This window comes from Ruegeria sp. CL5, from assembly GCF_056536485.1.
Genome location: NZ_JBQFPS010000003.1, coordinates 216,880 through 233,323, shown reverse-complemented (window position 1 = coordinate 233,323; position 16,444 = coordinate 216,880). Strand labels below are relative to the sequence as shown.

At 54.0% G+C, this 16,444-nt stretch carries 13 protein-coding genes; 5 read left to right on the top strand and 8 right to left on the bottom strand.

Features of this window, described 5'->3' with window-relative positions; translation table 11 throughout:
• Window positions 1-55: 55 nt before the first annotated feature.
• Complete coding sequence (gene crcB, locus ACR0IU_RS07175; protein WP_010441479.1) at window positions 56-418, bottom strand: fluoride efflux transporter CrcB; 363 nt, start codon at window positions 416-418, stop codon at window positions 56-58.
• Window positions 415-783, bottom strand: a complete 369-nt coding sequence (locus ACR0IU_RS07170) for a fluoride efflux transporter FluC (RefSeq protein ID WP_480715763.1) — start codon at window positions 781-783, stop codon at window positions 415-417. The genes crcB and ACR0IU_RS07170 overlap by 4 nt, the downstream gene beginning before the upstream one ends.
• Window positions 784-1,039: 256 nt before the next feature.
• Between ACR0IU_RS07170 and ACR0IU_RS07165 the strand changes: the two genes are divergently transcribed.
• The gene (locus tag ACR0IU_RS07165; RefSeq protein ID WP_480715762.1) at window positions 1,040-2,620 is read left to right on the top strand and encodes an FMN-binding glutamate synthase family protein; all 1,581 of its coding nucleotides are present in this window, start codon (window positions 1,040-1,042) and stop codon (window positions 2,618-2,620) included.
• A 6-nt stretch (window positions 2,621-2,626) separates the two neighbouring features.
• On the opposite strand, the gene ACR0IU_RS07160 is transcribed toward ACR0IU_RS07165, so the two are convergent.
• From ACR0IU_RS07160 to ACR0IU_RS07145, 4 genes are read right to left on the bottom strand one after another with little or no spacing between them, the layout of a single operon-like run.
• Entirely contained in the window at window positions 2,627-3,283 is a 657-nt protein-coding gene (locus tag ACR0IU_RS07160) for an ABC-type transport auxiliary lipoprotein family protein (RefSeq protein WP_010441473.1), read from the bottom strand.
• Window positions 3,280-4,596, bottom strand: a complete 1,317-nt coding sequence (locus tag ACR0IU_RS07155; RefSeq protein WP_260026870.1) for an MlaD family protein — start codon at window positions 4,594-4,596, stop codon at window positions 3,280-3,282. Before ACR0IU_RS07155 ends, ACR0IU_RS07160 begins: the two co-directional genes overlap by 4 nt.
• 5 nt (window positions 4,597-4,601) lie before the next feature.
• Window positions 4,602-5,417 (bottom strand): ABC transporter ATP-binding protein, encoded by an 816-nt coding sequence (locus tag ACR0IU_RS07150; protein WP_480715761.1) that lies wholly within the window; start codon window positions 5,415-5,417, stop codon window positions 4,602-4,604.
• A 1-nt stretch (window position 5,418) separates the two neighbouring features.
• On the bottom strand, window positions 5,419-6,543 hold the full coding sequence (locus ACR0IU_RS07145) for an ABC transporter permease (protein ID WP_319544592.1): 1,125 nt from the start codon (window positions 6,541-6,543) through the stop codon (window positions 5,419-5,421).
• Between the two features lie 399 nt (window positions 6,544-6,942).
• Between ACR0IU_RS07145 and aspT the strand changes: the two genes are divergently transcribed.
• The 4 genes from aspT to ACR0IU_RS07125 are packed head-to-tail and all read left to right on the top strand — an operon-like array spanning window position 6,943 to window position 12,922.
• A complete protein-coding gene (gene aspT / locus ACR0IU_RS07140) occupies window positions 6,943-8,628 on the top strand; it encodes an aspartate-alanine antiporter (RefSeq protein WP_480715760.1) in 1,686 nt (561 codons plus the stop codon).
• 18 nt (window positions 8,629-8,646) lie between these two features.
• Window positions 8,647-10,263, top strand: a complete 1,617-nt coding sequence (locus ACR0IU_RS07135) for a bifunctional aspartate transaminase/aspartate 4-decarboxylase (protein ID WP_480715759.1) — start codon at window positions 8,647-8,649, stop codon at window positions 10,261-10,263.
• Between the two features lie 55 nt (window positions 10,264-10,318).
• Window positions 10,319-12,220, top strand: coding sequence for a PAS-domain containing protein (locus tag ACR0IU_RS07130; RefSeq protein WP_480715758.1), 1,902 nt, complete (start codon window positions 10,319-10,321; stop codon window positions 12,218-12,220).
• Complete coding sequence (locus ACR0IU_RS07125) at window positions 12,221-12,922, top strand: response regulator transcription factor (protein WP_170544146.1); 702 nt, start codon at window positions 12,221-12,223, stop codon at window positions 12,920-12,922.
• A 68-nt stretch (window positions 12,923-12,990) separates the two neighbouring features.
• On the opposite strand, the gene ACR0IU_RS07120 is transcribed toward ACR0IU_RS07125, so the two are convergent.
• Both ACR0IU_RS07120 and ACR0IU_RS07115 read right to left on the bottom strand, forming a co-directional pair.
• On the bottom strand, window positions 12,991-14,301 hold the full coding sequence (locus tag ACR0IU_RS07120) for an HlyD family type I secretion periplasmic adaptor subunit (RefSeq protein WP_480715757.1): 1,311 nt from the start codon (window positions 14,299-14,301) through the stop codon (window positions 12,991-12,993).
• Complete coding sequence (locus tag ACR0IU_RS07115) at window positions 14,285-16,417, bottom strand: type I secretion system permease/ATPase (RefSeq protein ID WP_480715756.1); 2,133 nt, start codon at window positions 16,415-16,417, stop codon at window positions 14,285-14,287. The genes ACR0IU_RS07120 and ACR0IU_RS07115 overlap by 17 nt, the downstream gene beginning before the upstream one ends.
• Between the last annotated feature and the right edge of the window lie 27 nt (window positions 16,418-16,444).

Below are 16,444 nucleotides of genomic sequence, written 5' to 3'. Positions count from 1 at the left end.
CAGGAATGGTTCTTCGCACCACTATCATTGGTTCCATAACCGGTAACTCGATTGGTCAGGCCATCAGGACCAATCCTAACCAAAGCGCGATCCAGCATAATACCAGACTGAGAATAATGTTGCCAGCTGCGAACGCGATGGTTCTTTCACGGTTCAACTGCAGTGACTGATAAGCAAAGCTGGAAAACGTTGTGAAGCCACCGCAAAAGCCGAATACCAATCGGTTCTGTTGCTCGCTCATTTCGATTTCCCCGCCGAGATAACCAACCCAGAGACCAAGCAACAGGCTGCCTGCCACATTCACAATGAGTGTAGCGTAAGGCAGATCGTGGGTCACCTGAAGCGTCAACCAGTGGCGCAGTACGGCACCTGCTCCTCCTCCCAGCGCAAACATGACGTGCAGATGCAGGTCGTTCATTCTGGATGCCTCCAAGGCAAATACTTTCGACCCAACGCTTCACCCAAAGCCGCTACAGTTAAGCCAATTGCGATTTCTGCCCCTAAGGCGGTGATGACGTACCAACCGGTGGTTTCGGCCAAACGCTCCAACTCGGCTACAAATGAAGAAAAAGTAGAAAGGCCGCCACAAAACCCAACAGCACCCAAGTGCAGCACATGTGCATGAACTTTGTGGCGGATAGAATAAAGCCAGCCAAGGATGAAGCAGGCCACAATGTTAATACCGAACGTCTCTGTCAGGAATGGAGCACCGGGTATCGGCACCGTGAACAGTTCGCGCAGCAGCGAACCCGCAGCGCCACCAACAAAGACGGCTGCGTACATCTTGGCACTACGCCTGAGGGCAGGTGCAGTTTGTGACACTTAGATTGATCCCGCTCTTACCTGTGTCTTATCCCGCATATAGATTGCGAATGGACCGATCAACTGCCCTTGCTAACTCAACCGTTACTAACGACCGATTAGCAAGGTCTTGCAAATTCAGTTGAATCTGGTTCACGTTTAAAAACATCTGCCGGGCTTCGCGCCCACGATCCAGCCGAGGATACACAGCTCTTTACGCCACCCAGGGAGGTCAGGGATGATTGTTCGCAGACTATATTATGTGCTCAGCTTTGTGGTCCTGCCACTTACCCTATTGTTGGGGTATTTCTGGTCCCCTGCGAATTGGCTGTTGGTCATTCTGATCCCGTACGCGATTGTAGGAATGTACGATATGCTGACGACCAAGCATAACGTATTGAATAACTATCCCGTTCTCGGCCACTTCCGCTATATGCTGGAATTTGTCAGCCCCGAAATCCGGCAGTATTTTGTGGAAACCAACGAAAGTGGTCGACCTTTCAATCGGATTATCCGCAGTCTGGTCTATTCCCGCGCTAAAGGGCAGGTGGATACGCAGGCATTCGGGACCCAGTACGACATACTGAGTGTCGGTTATCATCGTTCAAATCATTCACTTTCGCCAAAACATGTCGATGAAAGTGAGGAGCGGATTATGCTTGGCGGGCCTCAGTGCGACAAACCCTATAACGCTTCGCGCCTGAATGTTTCAGCGATGAGCTTTGGTGCACTCAGCGCAAACGCGATCCGGGCACTGAACGGTGGCGCCAAGGATGGTGGGTTTGCACATAATACCGGCGAAGGAGGGCTGTCCCCGCACCATCTGGCCGAAGGTGGTGACATCATCTGGCAAATCGGAACAGGGTATTTTGGATGTCGCACCGCCGAAGGGGGGTTCGACAAGGACAAATTCGCCGAAAAAGCCAAAATGGATGTGGTGAAGGCAATCGAGATTAAACTTTCACAAGGGGCAAAACCGTCTCATGGAGGGGTATTGCCGGCCGCAAAAGTGGACGAGGAAATCGCGGAAATCCGAGGCGTTCCTGTGCATCAGGATGTAATTTCACCCCCAATACACTCGGCGTTCGATGGGCCGACAGGGTTGATGCAGTTTGTTCAGCATCTGCGGGAAATGTCTGGCGGTAAGCCGATTGGCTTCAAATTGTGCATCGGCCAACCTTCGGAATTCATGGCGATCTGTAAAGCCATGTTGGAAACCGGCATACTGCCCGATTTTATTACCGTTGATGGTGCGGAAGGAGGGACCGGCGCGGCGCCGGTTGAATTTACCAACCGTCTGGGGATGCCCCTGAACGAAGGGTTGATCTTTGTAAACAATTGCCTGCGTGGGATTGGAGTGCGCGACAAGGTGCGCGTGATTTGCTCGGGCAAGGTTGCGACGGGTTTCGACATGGTCGAGAAAATGGCCTTGGGTGCTGATATGTGCAACGCGGCGCGGGCGATGATGTTTGCCGTTGGGTGCATTCAAGCACTGCATTGCAATACCAATCGGTGCCCTTCGGGCGTGGCGACGCAGGATCCGATCCGGGGCCGAGCGGTAAACGTGCCGCAGAAACGTCAGCGTGTGCACCGGTTCCATGACGCGACATTGGAAAGCTTCCGCGAGATCTTGGGGGCTATGGGCAAAGCCAAGGTTTCTGAATTGCGACCCAGCGATATCCTCCGTCGCATGGCAGATGAGGGAGAACGATCTTACGCTGAGCTTTACAGCTTTCTGGAAGAAAACGCATTGCTGGGCAAAACCGTGCCGCAGGAATATGCTGCGGACTGGCAGGCAGCTTCGGCCAGCCAGTTCTGACAACCCCTAGCTTGGGCTTGATCGTGGGTTGTTCTGCACGTGAGTATTAATTTTGCGGATACTCCATTCAACCGCATCCCGCATGGTCCGGCCCAAAGCCACATCAAATGCTTCGACTAGATCAGGGGTCTGATCAGTCGTGGCCATTACGTTTTCCCTGAACGAGCTGGAGGCGATAATCTTGTCCTCGTACTCATCGATGATTTTGATGTTGATGCGAACTTCCACGCGCACCGTTTTTGAGTCTCCGGTTTCGCTGACGACTATGCCCTGAAACTCGCGCAAATCGGGTGCAATCACATAATCAGCCCGCAGGCCAACCGTCGATCGCCCCACGGCCGCAACCTTGCCGGAGTTTTCATAGCTTTCGACCATCAGCGCCTGAACGATCAATGGCGCACGATCCACCCAACGGGCCCGAGGTAAGTATTGAACTTGCAGCAAGGTTGGCTGAACGGCGATCTGATCGGTGTTTACTGCTGCCGTCGCTGTGGGTTCCTCAACAACGATCTGTTTCTGTATGCGCGGCAGTGAAGACGAAAACGTGCTCTTTGGGGTTAGCAAATAAAGATCGTTGGGCTTTGAGGCTTGCCGCAGCGTTCCTAGGCCGGTGCAACCCGTCATTGCGGCCAATATCAGAGACAGTGTTAAGGGCCGTATCATTGACGAAACTCCGATGCTTGGGTGCCTAACAAAAAGCGGGCGGGGTCGCGTTCGACCTTGTCGACCAGTCGGTCGAGACTAATCACCAGACGCTGCGATTCCTCGATGAAGCGGATAAACTGAGGCAAGCCAACGCGCAAGAAATCCGAGACCTGACGGCGGTTATCCTGAACGACGCCATCGATCGTACCCAACAGATCTGACGCCGATTTAGAAGCGCTCAGGACGTCGTCTGATATTTCGTCGATTTTTTCGGTTATGTTCGAAACGGTTTCCGCGACTTGATTGGCTGCCTTACTTACATCGGCTGCGACCGGAGATATATCCTCGTCCATCACGCGATTGGCCGAGTCGAATGCTCGCTCGGCCGAGTCTAGCGCCCCTTTGGCCGAGTTCATCGTGGATGTAACCGATTCAAGGGTCGTGTTTGCGTTCAGAACAGTTTCACTTATCACGCCAAGTGTCAGGCTGCCCTCATCTGACAGTCGGGTCAGCCTTTCGGCAAGGATTGAACCCCGCTCGATAAATGGTCGAATCTCCTCCTGAATTACGTTTTCAGCGCTGGCAATGGCGGTGTTTGCAGTCTCGAGAGTTGTTTTGGCAGTTTCTGACGTCTCTTTGATGCTCTTGAGCGTATCGGTTCCTGTGCTCAACGTTGTTTCGGCCGTGTTCGCTAACGTATCCAATCTCTTGGTGAATTCGCCAACATCTTTAGCGGCACCGCCCAGATCCGACGAAAGCGACTGGAAATCCGTCAGTGTTTTATCCAGTTTGCCCGACGCTTCCGCCAGATTGTTCAGGATATCCGACACCGCCTTGCGATTGCTCTCATCTACAACGGAATTGAGGTTCTCCAGCAGGGTGACCGCCTTTTCCAGAACCTCTGGTGCGCCTTCCAGTAAGGACTGGATCGAGCTGCGCTTACTTGTGATGACGCTGTTCTGGGGCAATTTCTGTGCGGTTGGTGATCCACCGGACAACTCAACATATGCCACGCCGGTGACGCCCAGAGACTGCAATTGCGCGATGGTTTCCTTGGTGACGGGGATGCCTGCATCAATCTCAAGTCGAACCCTTACTTTCGAGGGGTCATCTTTGTCCAGATCCAGGGAAATTACCTGTCCCACCGGCAAGCCGTTATAGTTCACGCCACCGGCGGCAGACAGGCCCGAAACATTGTCGAACAAAACATCATAGTAAGCGTATTGACGGGTTACTTCGAATTTGGCGAGCCATAGGAAGAACCCGAAGGCACCAAGAATGCCTGCCAAGGTGAACGCACCAATCAGGATATAATTCGCTCGGGTCTCCATCGCCTCTACCTGTCTTGCCCCTTCTGTTGTGCCGCACGGGCGCGGGGGCCTGTGAAATATTCCTGAACCCAAGGATGGTCGACCTTGGTCATCTCTTCTATCGGACCTTCAACCAGCACACGCTTTTCCGCAAGTACAGCGATGCGGTCACAAATGGCGTATAAACTGTCCAGATCATGCGTCACCATGAACACAGTCAGACCAAGCGCGTGCTGAAGTTCACCAATCAATTCATCATAAGCGGCAGCCCCGATCGGGTCCAACCCAGCGGTTGGTTCGTCCAGAAACACGATTTCGGGATCCAACGACAGGGCGCGGGCCAACGCGGCGCGTTTTCGCATACCCCCGGACAGTTCCGAGGGGAATTTGCTGCAACTTGGCTGAGGTAGTCCGACCAGACTGATCTTAAGTCCCCCAAGCGCGGCCATCAGTTTTTCACTTATGCCGGTATGTTCACGCAGAGGCGCCATCACGTTTTGCAGCACGGTCAGCGAGGAAAACAGCGCTCCGTCCTGAAAGGCGACACCCCAGCTTTTTTCGATGCGCTGACGCTCTTCTTCGGGGCCGTTGAGGACATCAACGCCCAGAACTTCGATGCTGCCCGACTTAGGCTTGTTCAACCCAACGATCGTGCGCAATAGCACCGACTTACCGGTGCCCGAGCCGCCGACCACACCCAGAACTTCACCACGCCAGACATCCAGATCAAGATTGTCATGGACCACTTGATCTCCAAACTGATTGGTCAGATGGCGCACACGAATAACGGCTTCACGTTTCGTATCGGATTGGGTTTTGTTTTGCAGCGCGGCCCCATCCATCTCATATCCCCATTTCTGAGAAAAAGATCGAGAACAGCGCGTCTATCGCAATTACCATGAAGATCGATTGCACGACCGAGGCCGTCGTCCGCTGACCAACACTTTCGGATGAGCCTTTGACCTGCATGGCTTGCCAGCAGGCAATAACTCCGATCACCAACGCGAAGAAAGGAGCTTTGATCATTCCAACGGCAAGTTGTGCCACCCCAGTATTTTCCTTCAACCGGGTCAGGAACATGCCAGGGCTCACTCCAAGGTCGATCCAACTCATCAAAGCGCCACCGATTAAACCTGCCATGTCGGCCACAAAGCCCAGGATTGGCAGCATGATAAGCAAGGCTACGACACGCGGGATGACGAGAACTTCGATCGGGTCAAGCCCGAGTGTCCGCATCGCATCAATTTCTTCCTGCACCTTCATGGAGCCGATTGAGGCGGTAAAGGCCGATCCAGAACGGCCTGCGACTATAATCGCGGTTAGCAGGATACCCAGCTCTCGCAGGATAGAGATTGAGATCAGCTCCACTACAAAGATCTCGGCCCCAAACTGTTTTAACTGAGTCGCGCCCTGGAACGCTAAGACAACCCCAATCAAAAAGCCCATCAAGGAAACGATCGGCAGAGCTTTGAAGCCGACCTGCTCCATCTGCGAGAACAAAGCAGCACGCCGCAACCGCCAGGGCATGATCAAAGTTCGAACCAAGCGATGCAGGGTAAGGCCCAGGAAGCCGACGATCGACAACGTGTCCTGCCAGGCACCAAAAGTCTTTTGACCGACCCGAGCAACCCAGTTCACAAAACCCTGCGGCGGCAGCTCCTCTCCGGCCGCATCGGGTATGTTGTGCGATACCGTCTCGATCAACGAAGAATGCGCTGGGGCCACCCCTTCAAGCCGAACCTGGGCCCCATTGGAACTCATCCGTCGTACGAGGTTGGCAACAAGCCATGCCCCTCCGGTATCCAAAGACTCGACTTGTGACATGTCTATCGTAGCATCTTGCCCGTTGGGCGTAAGAACCGCAAAATCCCCTTCAACACGATCCAACGATTGCGTGCGCAAGTCCCCCGATATCCGTATGCAAACGCCGGTTGCGCTCGTCTCAGAATTTATCGTCGGCCGTGTCATAGCCGTATGTGATGGCAAACACTGGGGACCTGCAATGGATTTGTTCAATCAAGCTAAGATTTTACCCTCACGCATGGCGAGTGTGCGACAGTGAAATTCGGGGCGAAGATTGCTACAGAAACAGTCCAATTGGTCAAAACCCGTCATTTGATTACCAAGATTCTGCTGGCCAAACCTCAAAGGATATTGATAGGCGCGCGGGAGCAAAACAGGTTAATATTCAGATAATTATGGACAAATATCCTTCTTGAGGTATCGTGTGCTGGAAATTTCAAGTTGTGGTTGATTTTGTCGAACGTGCGGCTTGGTCGGCAAATAGATTAGCTTGCAGGGCGCATTTCTGCCTCGCCACCGACGCTTGCACCACATGCCTATTGCGCACGAACTGAGAGGTGGATGATGGTCGATTGGTTGGTGAATATTCTACAGAATTATCCTGAGCTGGCGGTATTTTTGTCGATCGGTATCGGTTTCTTAGTCGGCCCGTGGAAGGTGATGGGATTCAGCCTGGGCACAGTCACCGCAACGTTGCTGGCGGCTGTGGTGATTGGGCAAGCCCAGATTGACATCGACTCGGCCGTTAAATCGACATTCTTCATTATGTTTATTTTTGCCGTGGGCTACGGAGTCGGACCGCAGTTCATTCGCGGTTTGAAGGCAGACGGCGCACGCGAGGTGCTCTTTGCGCTCAGCGTGCTCGCGCTTTGCCTTGTTATTCCGATCATCGCAGCCAAGGTGGCGGGGCTAGAGCTTGGCTATGCAGCGGGGCTTTATGCCGGATCGCAGACGATTTCGGCGGCGATTGGAGTTGCCACTGACCAGATCGGTCAGCTAGGCCTGTCTGCGGAACAGGCCAAGACCTATGCTAACCAGATTCCGATCGCCTATGCGGTGACCTATATCTACGGCACTATCGGGTCGGCCATCATTCTGGCCAAAATCGGTCCGCGCCTGATCGGTGTTGATCTGGTTGCGGCCTGTAAGGAGTACGAGGCCAAGTTGGGTGGCACGACGTCGGTGGAAACCGGTGATGGCATCGTCTCAGCTTATCGCGCGATCGAGGCGCGAGCCTTCGAGATCCCAGAGCGTAGCGATCTGCTGGGGCAACCCGTCAAAGATCTGATGCCCGGTATCCGCATCTATGCCGAACGCCTTAGACGCGACGGGAAGATCATTGAGGTAGACGATAACACCGTATTGCAAGCCGGAGATATCGTGATGTTCTCAGGCCGCCGCGCTGATCTGGTGGGGTTGCTTGAGACCAACCTCACAGAAGCTGATGCGCCTGATCTACTGAGTATTCCATCGGAAAAGCTGGATGTGCTGATCACCAGCAAAGAGGTGCATAACAAGACGCTTGAAGAACTAAGCAAATTGTCGATCGCGCGGGGCATTTATGTCTCGAAACTGATGCGCAACATGCAGGATTTGCCGCTGCTGCCAGGCACCGTTGTGCATCGAGGTGACATCGTCACAATTCAGGGCAGCAAGCGGCACGTTGAGGCCGCAGTTGCCCAGATCGGCTATGCAGACCGCCCGGTAGACACCACGGATCTGGCCTTTGTGGGTTGGGGCATATTCATCGGTGGGATCATCGGAACTCTGTCAGTCATAATGGGCGGTTTTCCGATCAGCCTTTCCACCACCGGAGGCGCGCTACTGGCTGGGCTGGTGCTGGGCTGGCTGCGCACTGTCCATCCGACATTTGGCCGAATACCTGGCCCGGCGCTCTGGTTGATGAACACGCTGGGTCTGAACGTCTTTATCGCGGTGATCGGGATCACCGCAGGGCCGGGATTTGTCGCGGGGCTGCAACAGGCTGGTATTGCGCTGTTGCTGTGGGGGATCGTCGCGACTTCGTTGCCGATGATCTTTGCGGTCTATGTCGGGCACTACGTGTTCAAATTTCACCCTGCGATCTTGTTCGGCGCCTGTGCCGGCGCTCGGACCACCACTGCCGCATTGGGTATGATCCAGGAAGCCGCTCAAAGTCGCATCCCGGCGCTCGGCTACGGAATGCCGTATGCGATCGGGAACACATTGCTGACCATCTTCGGTATGGTCGTTGTTTTGATCTTAAGCTGATTTAGAGAGGTTCACGTTATGGATAGAGTAACGCTGCACGATTACGAAGCACTCAGCCCGTTTCAGATCAAAGATGAGCTGATCAAACTGGCATCGGCTGAGGCGCACAAGGCCAACAGCGCCTTTCTGAATGCAGGACGAGGCAATCCCAACTGGGTCGCCACCCGCCCACGCGAAGCGTTCTTTGCCCTTGGTCAATTTGCAATAACTGAATCCAAACGCATGATGGACCATCCTGCTGGTTTAGGCGGAATGCCTGCGCAGAAAGGCTGCCATGAACGGCTGCAGAGTTGGGCGTCTGATCATTCTGAAACACCGGGCGTCGACACGCTGCTTGAGGTCGTGGCGCATGCCATTTCCGCATTTGATTTCGATGCGAATGAGTTTGTGCATGAGCTGACGGATTCGATCATCGGTGACAACTATCCGGTCCCCGACCGCATTCTAAAACACAATGCCGCCATCGCCCATGAGTACCTGATGTGGTCCATGTGCCGGGGTCACCGGCCTGACGCTCAGTTCGATCTGTTCGCAGTCGAAGGCGGTACGGCGGCGATGTGCTACATCTTCAAGTCGCTGAAAGCCAATCGGCTGCTGAACCCCGGCGACACGATTGCACTGTGCACACCGATATTCACCCCCTATCTGGAAATGCCAGAGCTGGATGACTACAGCCTTGAATCTGTCCATGTGGACACCGACGAGGAAGACGGGTTCCAACTGACCGACGACGCTGTGGAAAAGTTGAAAGATCCCAAAGTAAAGGCGTTCTTTCTGGTCAATCCCGGTAATCCGTCTTCAGTTGCGCTCAACACCGCTTCGTTGCGCAAGTTGGCGGATTTAGTGGAAAATCAACGTCCTGACTTGATCGTGCTGACAGATGATGTCTACGGCACCTTTGTGCATGATTTTACCTCGGTCATGGGCCATCTGCCGCGCAATACGATCGGAGTATATTCCTATTCGAAGTATTTTGGCTGCACCGGCTGGCGGCTTGGTGTGATTGCCGTAGCGCAAGACAATATCTTCGATCTGAAACTGGCGGATCATCCGGACGAGATCAAACAGGCCTTGGACAAGCGCTATGGCACACTCAGCCTGACGCCACGGGATATCCGCTTTATTGACCGGTTAGTGGCCGATAGTCGCGATGTCGCTCTAAACCACACGGCGGGTCTATCACTGCCGCAGCAGGTTATGATGACTCTGTTTTCGCTGTGCGAATTGGTCGATAGCAAGAAAATCTATCAGACCGCCTGCATGGAACTGGTTCATCGCCGTTTTAAACTCCTGACCGAAGCGATGGGGATCGAGGTGCAGGCAGGTGAGCACTACGACGCATATTACGGCATCATCGACTTTGAATACTGGCTGCGAAAATATGTCGGCGAAGATGTCGTGGCATGGATTAAGCAGAATGTTCACCCGTTGGATATCGCATTCAAGCTGGCCGAAGACTATGGCATAGTTTTGCTGAACGGCAGCGGATTTGATGCACCCGGATGGTCCGCTCGCGTGTCCTTCGCCAACCTGCCGGATGAAGCCTATTCGCAGATCGGAACAGCCGTTCGATCAGTTGCGCGGGGTTACGTGCAGGCCTACCGTGCCGCGAACAATTTGCCGCTGCATGGCTAGATCAAATTCCCTACACCTGTGCCTGAACTGGTGTTACCCATAGGCGCAGGGGAGGATGAATTTGGAGATATCCGAACAACGCATTAAGGCGATGACAACGGCTGGCCTGAACCTGATCGGTCAAGCGCTGTCGATCTATGACAGTCAGTTGCGTCTTGTAGTCAGCAATTTGAGATTTCAGGAAATGTTCGGATTGCCGGATGAACTTGTCGAATCAGGTGCATTGTTCCACGACACCATTCACTTTCTCGCCAGCCGTGGCGAGTACGGCCCGGACGGTGATGTCGCCGAAATGGTTGAGACCCGCGTTGCTCAGGCGTTGGCGTTCGAGCCACACTACATGGAGCGTACTCGACCCAATGGCCAGGTGATCTCGGTCGAAGGTGCACCCTTGCCGAATGGTGGTTGGGTGGCTGTTTACACAGACATTACGCGCACCAAACAGGTCGAAGAATTGCTACGCAGTCGTTCGGAAGAACTGTCCGGTCAACTTTTAGGACACGCCGAAGAGCTTTCCGCAACCAACCGCAAACTTGCAGCAACCATTACCGCTTTGGAAGAAGCCAAGCGTCAACTGACCGAGATCGAGGCGCGCACGCGGATGACAACCGAGATGATGCCGGCTCATATCGCGCATCTGGATACTGATGGTCGATACGATTACTCAAACCGCCGCCTCAGTTCGGTTATGCCCGGCCGCCCGTCTGACATTCTGGGCCTTCACATATCAAAGGCCTTGGGGCAATCGGCCTATGATCGGGTAAAACCGCATCTGGAACAGGCGTATGGCGGCCAACCTTCGGTTTTTGAGTTTACCGAGGATCAGGATTCGCGCCGCATTCGCGTGTCCTTCACGCCAGACAAAGCTGGTGGCGTTTATGTCATGTCGGTGGATATTACCGAAGAGACACAAGCTCGTGTCGCCCTTCAGCAAACGCGACGCAGAGCGATGGCGGCGCAAATGACCAGCGGGCTCGCCCATGACTTTTCGAATTTGTTGACCATCATATTGGGTATGCAGGCGCGACTTGAGAAGATGGATTTGCCTGTCGAGGCAGGTCAGCTTGTATCAGCCACGCAGCAGACCGCACGGCGAGGCGGGCAATTGTTGAACCGCATCGCAGACATGACTGGCAATCGCACGCCCCAACCACAGGCGACGGATATGCGCGGGCTACTCGAGGATTTGCGCATTCTGGCCACACCTTCCTTACCGCGCGGAATGGGACTGTCGGTCGTAAATACTTTGCCCAATAAGCCGTTGATGCTTGATCCAGGTATGGTGCAGGATGCTCTACTAAATCTCGTGCTGAATGCCCGAGACGCCTGTGGTACGTCCGGTCAAATTACCATTAGTGTGCATGCGATCGGAACCATTTGGATCGAGATTACGGTCTCGGACACGGGGTCAGGCTTTACTCCGGAGGCGCTGGAGCAAGCATTAAATCCATTCTTTACCACCAAAGGCAGCGATGGATCGGGGCTGGGGCTTCCGATGGTTTATGACACCGTAAAGCTCGCCGGGGGCGATCTGAATTTACGGAACACTCCTTCTGGTGCATCGGTCGTAATTCGCCTGCCTTTCCGACCAGCGCCGCCCTCTCAGGCGGGTCTTGTACTTTTGGTTGAGGACAACGATGAATTGCGCAGCCAATTTCGGGAAATTCTGATTGGATTGGGCTGTTCCGTCATCGAAGCGAGCTCGGTTGAAGAAGCACTTACTTTGACGTCCGATATTGAAGATATCACGCTGGTGCTATCAGACATCCGGCTTGAGGGTGAAGGCACCGGTATCGATATCGTCGACCATCTGAGTGGTGCTTTGCCTTGCATCCTGATGACATCCCTACCGATTTCCGATCCGTTGCATCATCAAGCGCTGAAACGCGCGCCTGTCCTGAGCAAACCTTTCACACCAGAGCAGCTTTCCGCTCTGATCCGTACCGAGGCCGCGTAGATGACACAACCATTGGTGACCATTCTTGATGATGAACCTGAAATACGGCACATTTTGACAGGCGCTCTCGAAGATGCGGGTTTTCGAACCCAAAGCTTTGCGCGCGCGCGTGAATTCGAAGCGTCGTTGAAGCGGGTCACGCCAGATGTCTGCCTTGTGGATTTGTCGCTACCTGATACTGATGGACTGGCACTGGTACATCGCCTTGCGCTCGAGCAGGGTGCCGCTGTCATTATCATCTCGGGCCGGGCACAGGTGCAGGATCGAGTGACAGGGCTCGAACTTGGGGCGGACGACTACATAACCAAACCTTTCGACCCCGCAGAGGTCATTGCGCGTGTTCGCGCCCGCTTGCGGTCTACTGGTCCTGCTGTGCAAAACTCAGATGCCGCCGAATTCAACGGATGGACCGCGCATTTTGACCGATACGTTCTGATTGATGAAAATGGTGCGGAAACACCATTCAGCCACGCCGAAGGTGAGGTTCTGCGCCTCTTCCTCGAAAGTCCCAAACGCCTTATCAGTCGGGCCCGTATGCAAGAGATTTTAGGTGGTGGCGCTGGTGACAGCTTTGATAGAGCGATGGATGTACGTATCTCACGGTTGCGGACAAAATTGGGAGAGGACCCAAAAAATCCGCGCCTGATCAAAACTATCTACGGCGCAGGGTACATCTTTCTAGGCGACGTTGCCTGGCGATGAGCATCCCCTTCAAACAATTGTCAATTTACCGCCACGACGAATGAGCCAGCATTTCTTGAGGCGAGAGCTCATTCGCGAAATGCCCGGTCCTTGATCTTCAATACCGGTTGGATCAGGTAATCCAGCACCGTTTTTCGTCCCGCAAGGATATCAACTTCCGCGATCATTCCGGGTATGATCTCGACCGCCATACCAGATCCGTCTAGCATGGTGTCCGAGGTCTGAATTTCAACTGCGAAGACCTCTTCTTCACTCCTGTCAGTACGCGTTACTGCGTCAGCTCCAATGCGAATGATCTCACCGTCTAAGCTGCCGTATCGAGAATAGTCGTAGGCCGTAATCTTTATCTTAACCTGTTGTCCTGCATGCAAAAATGCGATGTCATCGGGGCGAATGTAGGCTTCCACCAACAGTCCGTCGTCCAATGGGACGATTTCGATCAATTCTTCACCGCTGCGCGCCAGACCTCCGATTGTCGTGCTGTGGATGCGATTTACAATGCCTCGAACCGGAGCACGAATCTGCGCGCGCGACACCCGGTCACGAAGCGAGGGCAGGGCAGGTTGCAACGCCGACAGCTCAGCCGTAACCAATGCCAAATCCGTAAGTGCAGCGCTGCGAAATCTGCTGCGCGTAGCGCTTACTTTTTCATCTATTTCGTTAAGACCGGCCTTAAGGCGGCTTATCACCGCCTCAGCCCTGGTCTTTCGGCCAGTCCATTCTGCCTCACTCCGACGCAATGCAAGCAATGTAGTTACAGGTTCCATGCGTTGCTCAACCAGAGGCTCCATCATTGCGCGCTCTTCAGCCAGAACATTCAATGTTTCCACTGTTGTAATCTGATCCACCAAACCCTCTTCGTACTCGCGCTGTCTTTGTTCGTGTTGTTTCGTCAGAATTGCAATCTCGGAGGCAAGTTCAGCTTGCCTCCCCCGATACAGCGCTGTTTCTGATCGTACGACGCTAGGAGCTTCGCTCAACAAGGGTTCGCCAAACTGCAGATCACTCCCGTCTATTTCCGCCTGCAGTCGCTGGGCACGCGCCATTAAAGCATATGCGCGTTGTTGTTCCTGAATTAACTCACGTTCAATCTGGTTACTGTCGAGTTCCATCAACAACGCTCCGGCTTCGACCAGCTGCCCTTCATATGCATGCAGAGATTGCAGAACCCCCGGCTCGGTGGCTTCAATAACCTGAATGTCTCCGGAGGGTACTATGCGGCCATCGGCGCGTACAACATCGTCCAACTCTGTAAAATTTGCCCACGCAACCGCGGTGATGATGCATCCCACTATCAGGAACAGTAACACGGATCCCCGGAGCGGTGCCTGCCCTTGCATTTCGCGCGCGAGCTGTTTGAGTTCAGGATGCCGCGACATTCAGATGCCTCCCGGGATTGCGAACATGTTGCGCAAGAACGCCTTTGGGTCCATCCATGCCGACCTTGCCATCCTCAATCACGATGACGCGGTCCACCAGTTCCAACAAACTTGTACGATGTGTCACGATCACCATCGTGGTGTGTTGCGTTGCAGATTTTAACCTTTTGATTGTCTCCGCCTCGGATTTGATATCCATGGCACTTGTCGGTTCATCCAACACCAACACCGGGGGGCGGCCGATGAGCGCCCGCGCCAGAGCAACTGATTGTCTCTGACCGCCTGACAGGCCTTCACCACGTTCGGCGATTTGTTGATCGTAACCGCGCGGGTGCTTGGCGGTGAAATCCTCAACCCCCGCTACCTGGCCCGCGCGGATTACATCGCTATCGTGCGGACGCATCATACCGCTGGCAATATTGTCCCTGATTGAACCGGAGAACAGCCAAATATCTTGCAAGATCGAGCCAACGTTGTGACGCAATTCTCCGGGATCGATTTGACGGATGTCCAGCCCATCGAGCATTACAGATCCCACGCGCGGCTGATATAAACCCAGCAGCAATCGCGCAATCGTACTCTTGCCCGATCCAATTTGGCCAAGGATCGCTACCTTTTCACCCGGTTCGATGGTGAAGGAAACACCCTTTAGCGTATCGTCTGTTTGCTCGGGGTAAGTAAAATGGACATTATTAAACGCGATGCGCCCGGAAATCTCGGGTCGGCTCACCCATGACCGGCCCTGCGGCCGTTCGTTATCTGCCTGCATAAGCTTATCGAGATTGCTAAAAGCACTACGCGCATGATTGATGCGCGTAAGTGTCTGAGCCAACTGGCCCAATGGCGCCAAAGCCCGTCCAGTCAGCATAACTGATGCCACAAGCGCACCCATGCTGGTTTGGCCATCTGCAATAAGAAATACGCCGTAGAACACAATCAACACTTGCGCGGCTTGTTGAGTAAGCCCGGTCAGGTTCAGTGCGAACTGGGTAATGGCGCGACTACGCGCCCCATGCTCCGACTGGCGCACGATTGCATTCTCCCAGCGCGTTTGCATTTTCCGACCTGCAGCTGTGGTCTTGATCGTCTCAAGACCAGTTGCTGTCTCGACCAGTACAGATTGCTTTGACTGTCCATCGGCAAAGCTATTTTCCGCCAGCCGTGACAACATTGGTTGGACAGCTAATCCGCTCAGCAAAACAACCGGTACGGCAAGTGCTGGAACCAGCGCCAATGGCCCCCCGACGAGGTAGATGGTAAGGATAAAGACGGCGATGAACGGCAAGTCCACAACCGCAACCAAAGTGGCCGAAGTAAAGAACTCACGCAGGGTTTCGAATTCTCTTATCGTGCTGGCCATTTCACCGACTGAACCTGGCCGTGCGGTCATGCGGATATTCAGCATCTGGTCGAAGATGCGCCGCCCCATGAACTTGTCGGCTTGTTGTCCGGCGCGGTCAATGAAACCGGCGCGCAAGAGCTTAAGCGCAAAGTCGAATATCAATGCCAAGCACACGCCGAAAGTTAGAGCTAGGAGAGACTCCGTTGCTTCGTTCGGCAACACCCGGTCGTAGACAATCATTATGAAAACTGAAGTCGTCAGCCCCAGAATATTCGCCATCGCAGCCGCCAACGCGACCTGAAAGTAAGACCAGCGATTCGCCGCGAGCGCGGACCAGAACCAGTGCCCTTCGTGCCTCGCGTCAGAGGTGCCGACCTCGTCATCGTGCGACCGTCGAAAAAGTAAGGCATAGCCTGTATATGCTTCCTGAAAGTCTCCCTCAGAAATCTCTCCGACGCCATCGCCTAACGCTGGATCAAAGAGTAAGAGATCACCCGATTGCGAGCGGCCATGATAAACGACGGCACGATCATCACTCAACAACAGGATCGCTGGCGCCAGTGTTGCGTCAAATGCGTTGATTTTTTGTGCTCCAAAACCAACCTGCATTCCGGCATTTTGCGCCAAAGTTATCGCGTCGCGAACGGTTAGATCATCCGCCTCACCCGACCGTGCGGCAGACAGGGTCGAAATTGTCAAAGTGCGTTCGAGCGTGGCTGCTACATTTAACAAGCAAGATTCTAGCGGTGTTAAAGAACCATGGGTAACTTTCATGTGAGCCTATCCCAATAGTTTAATTTG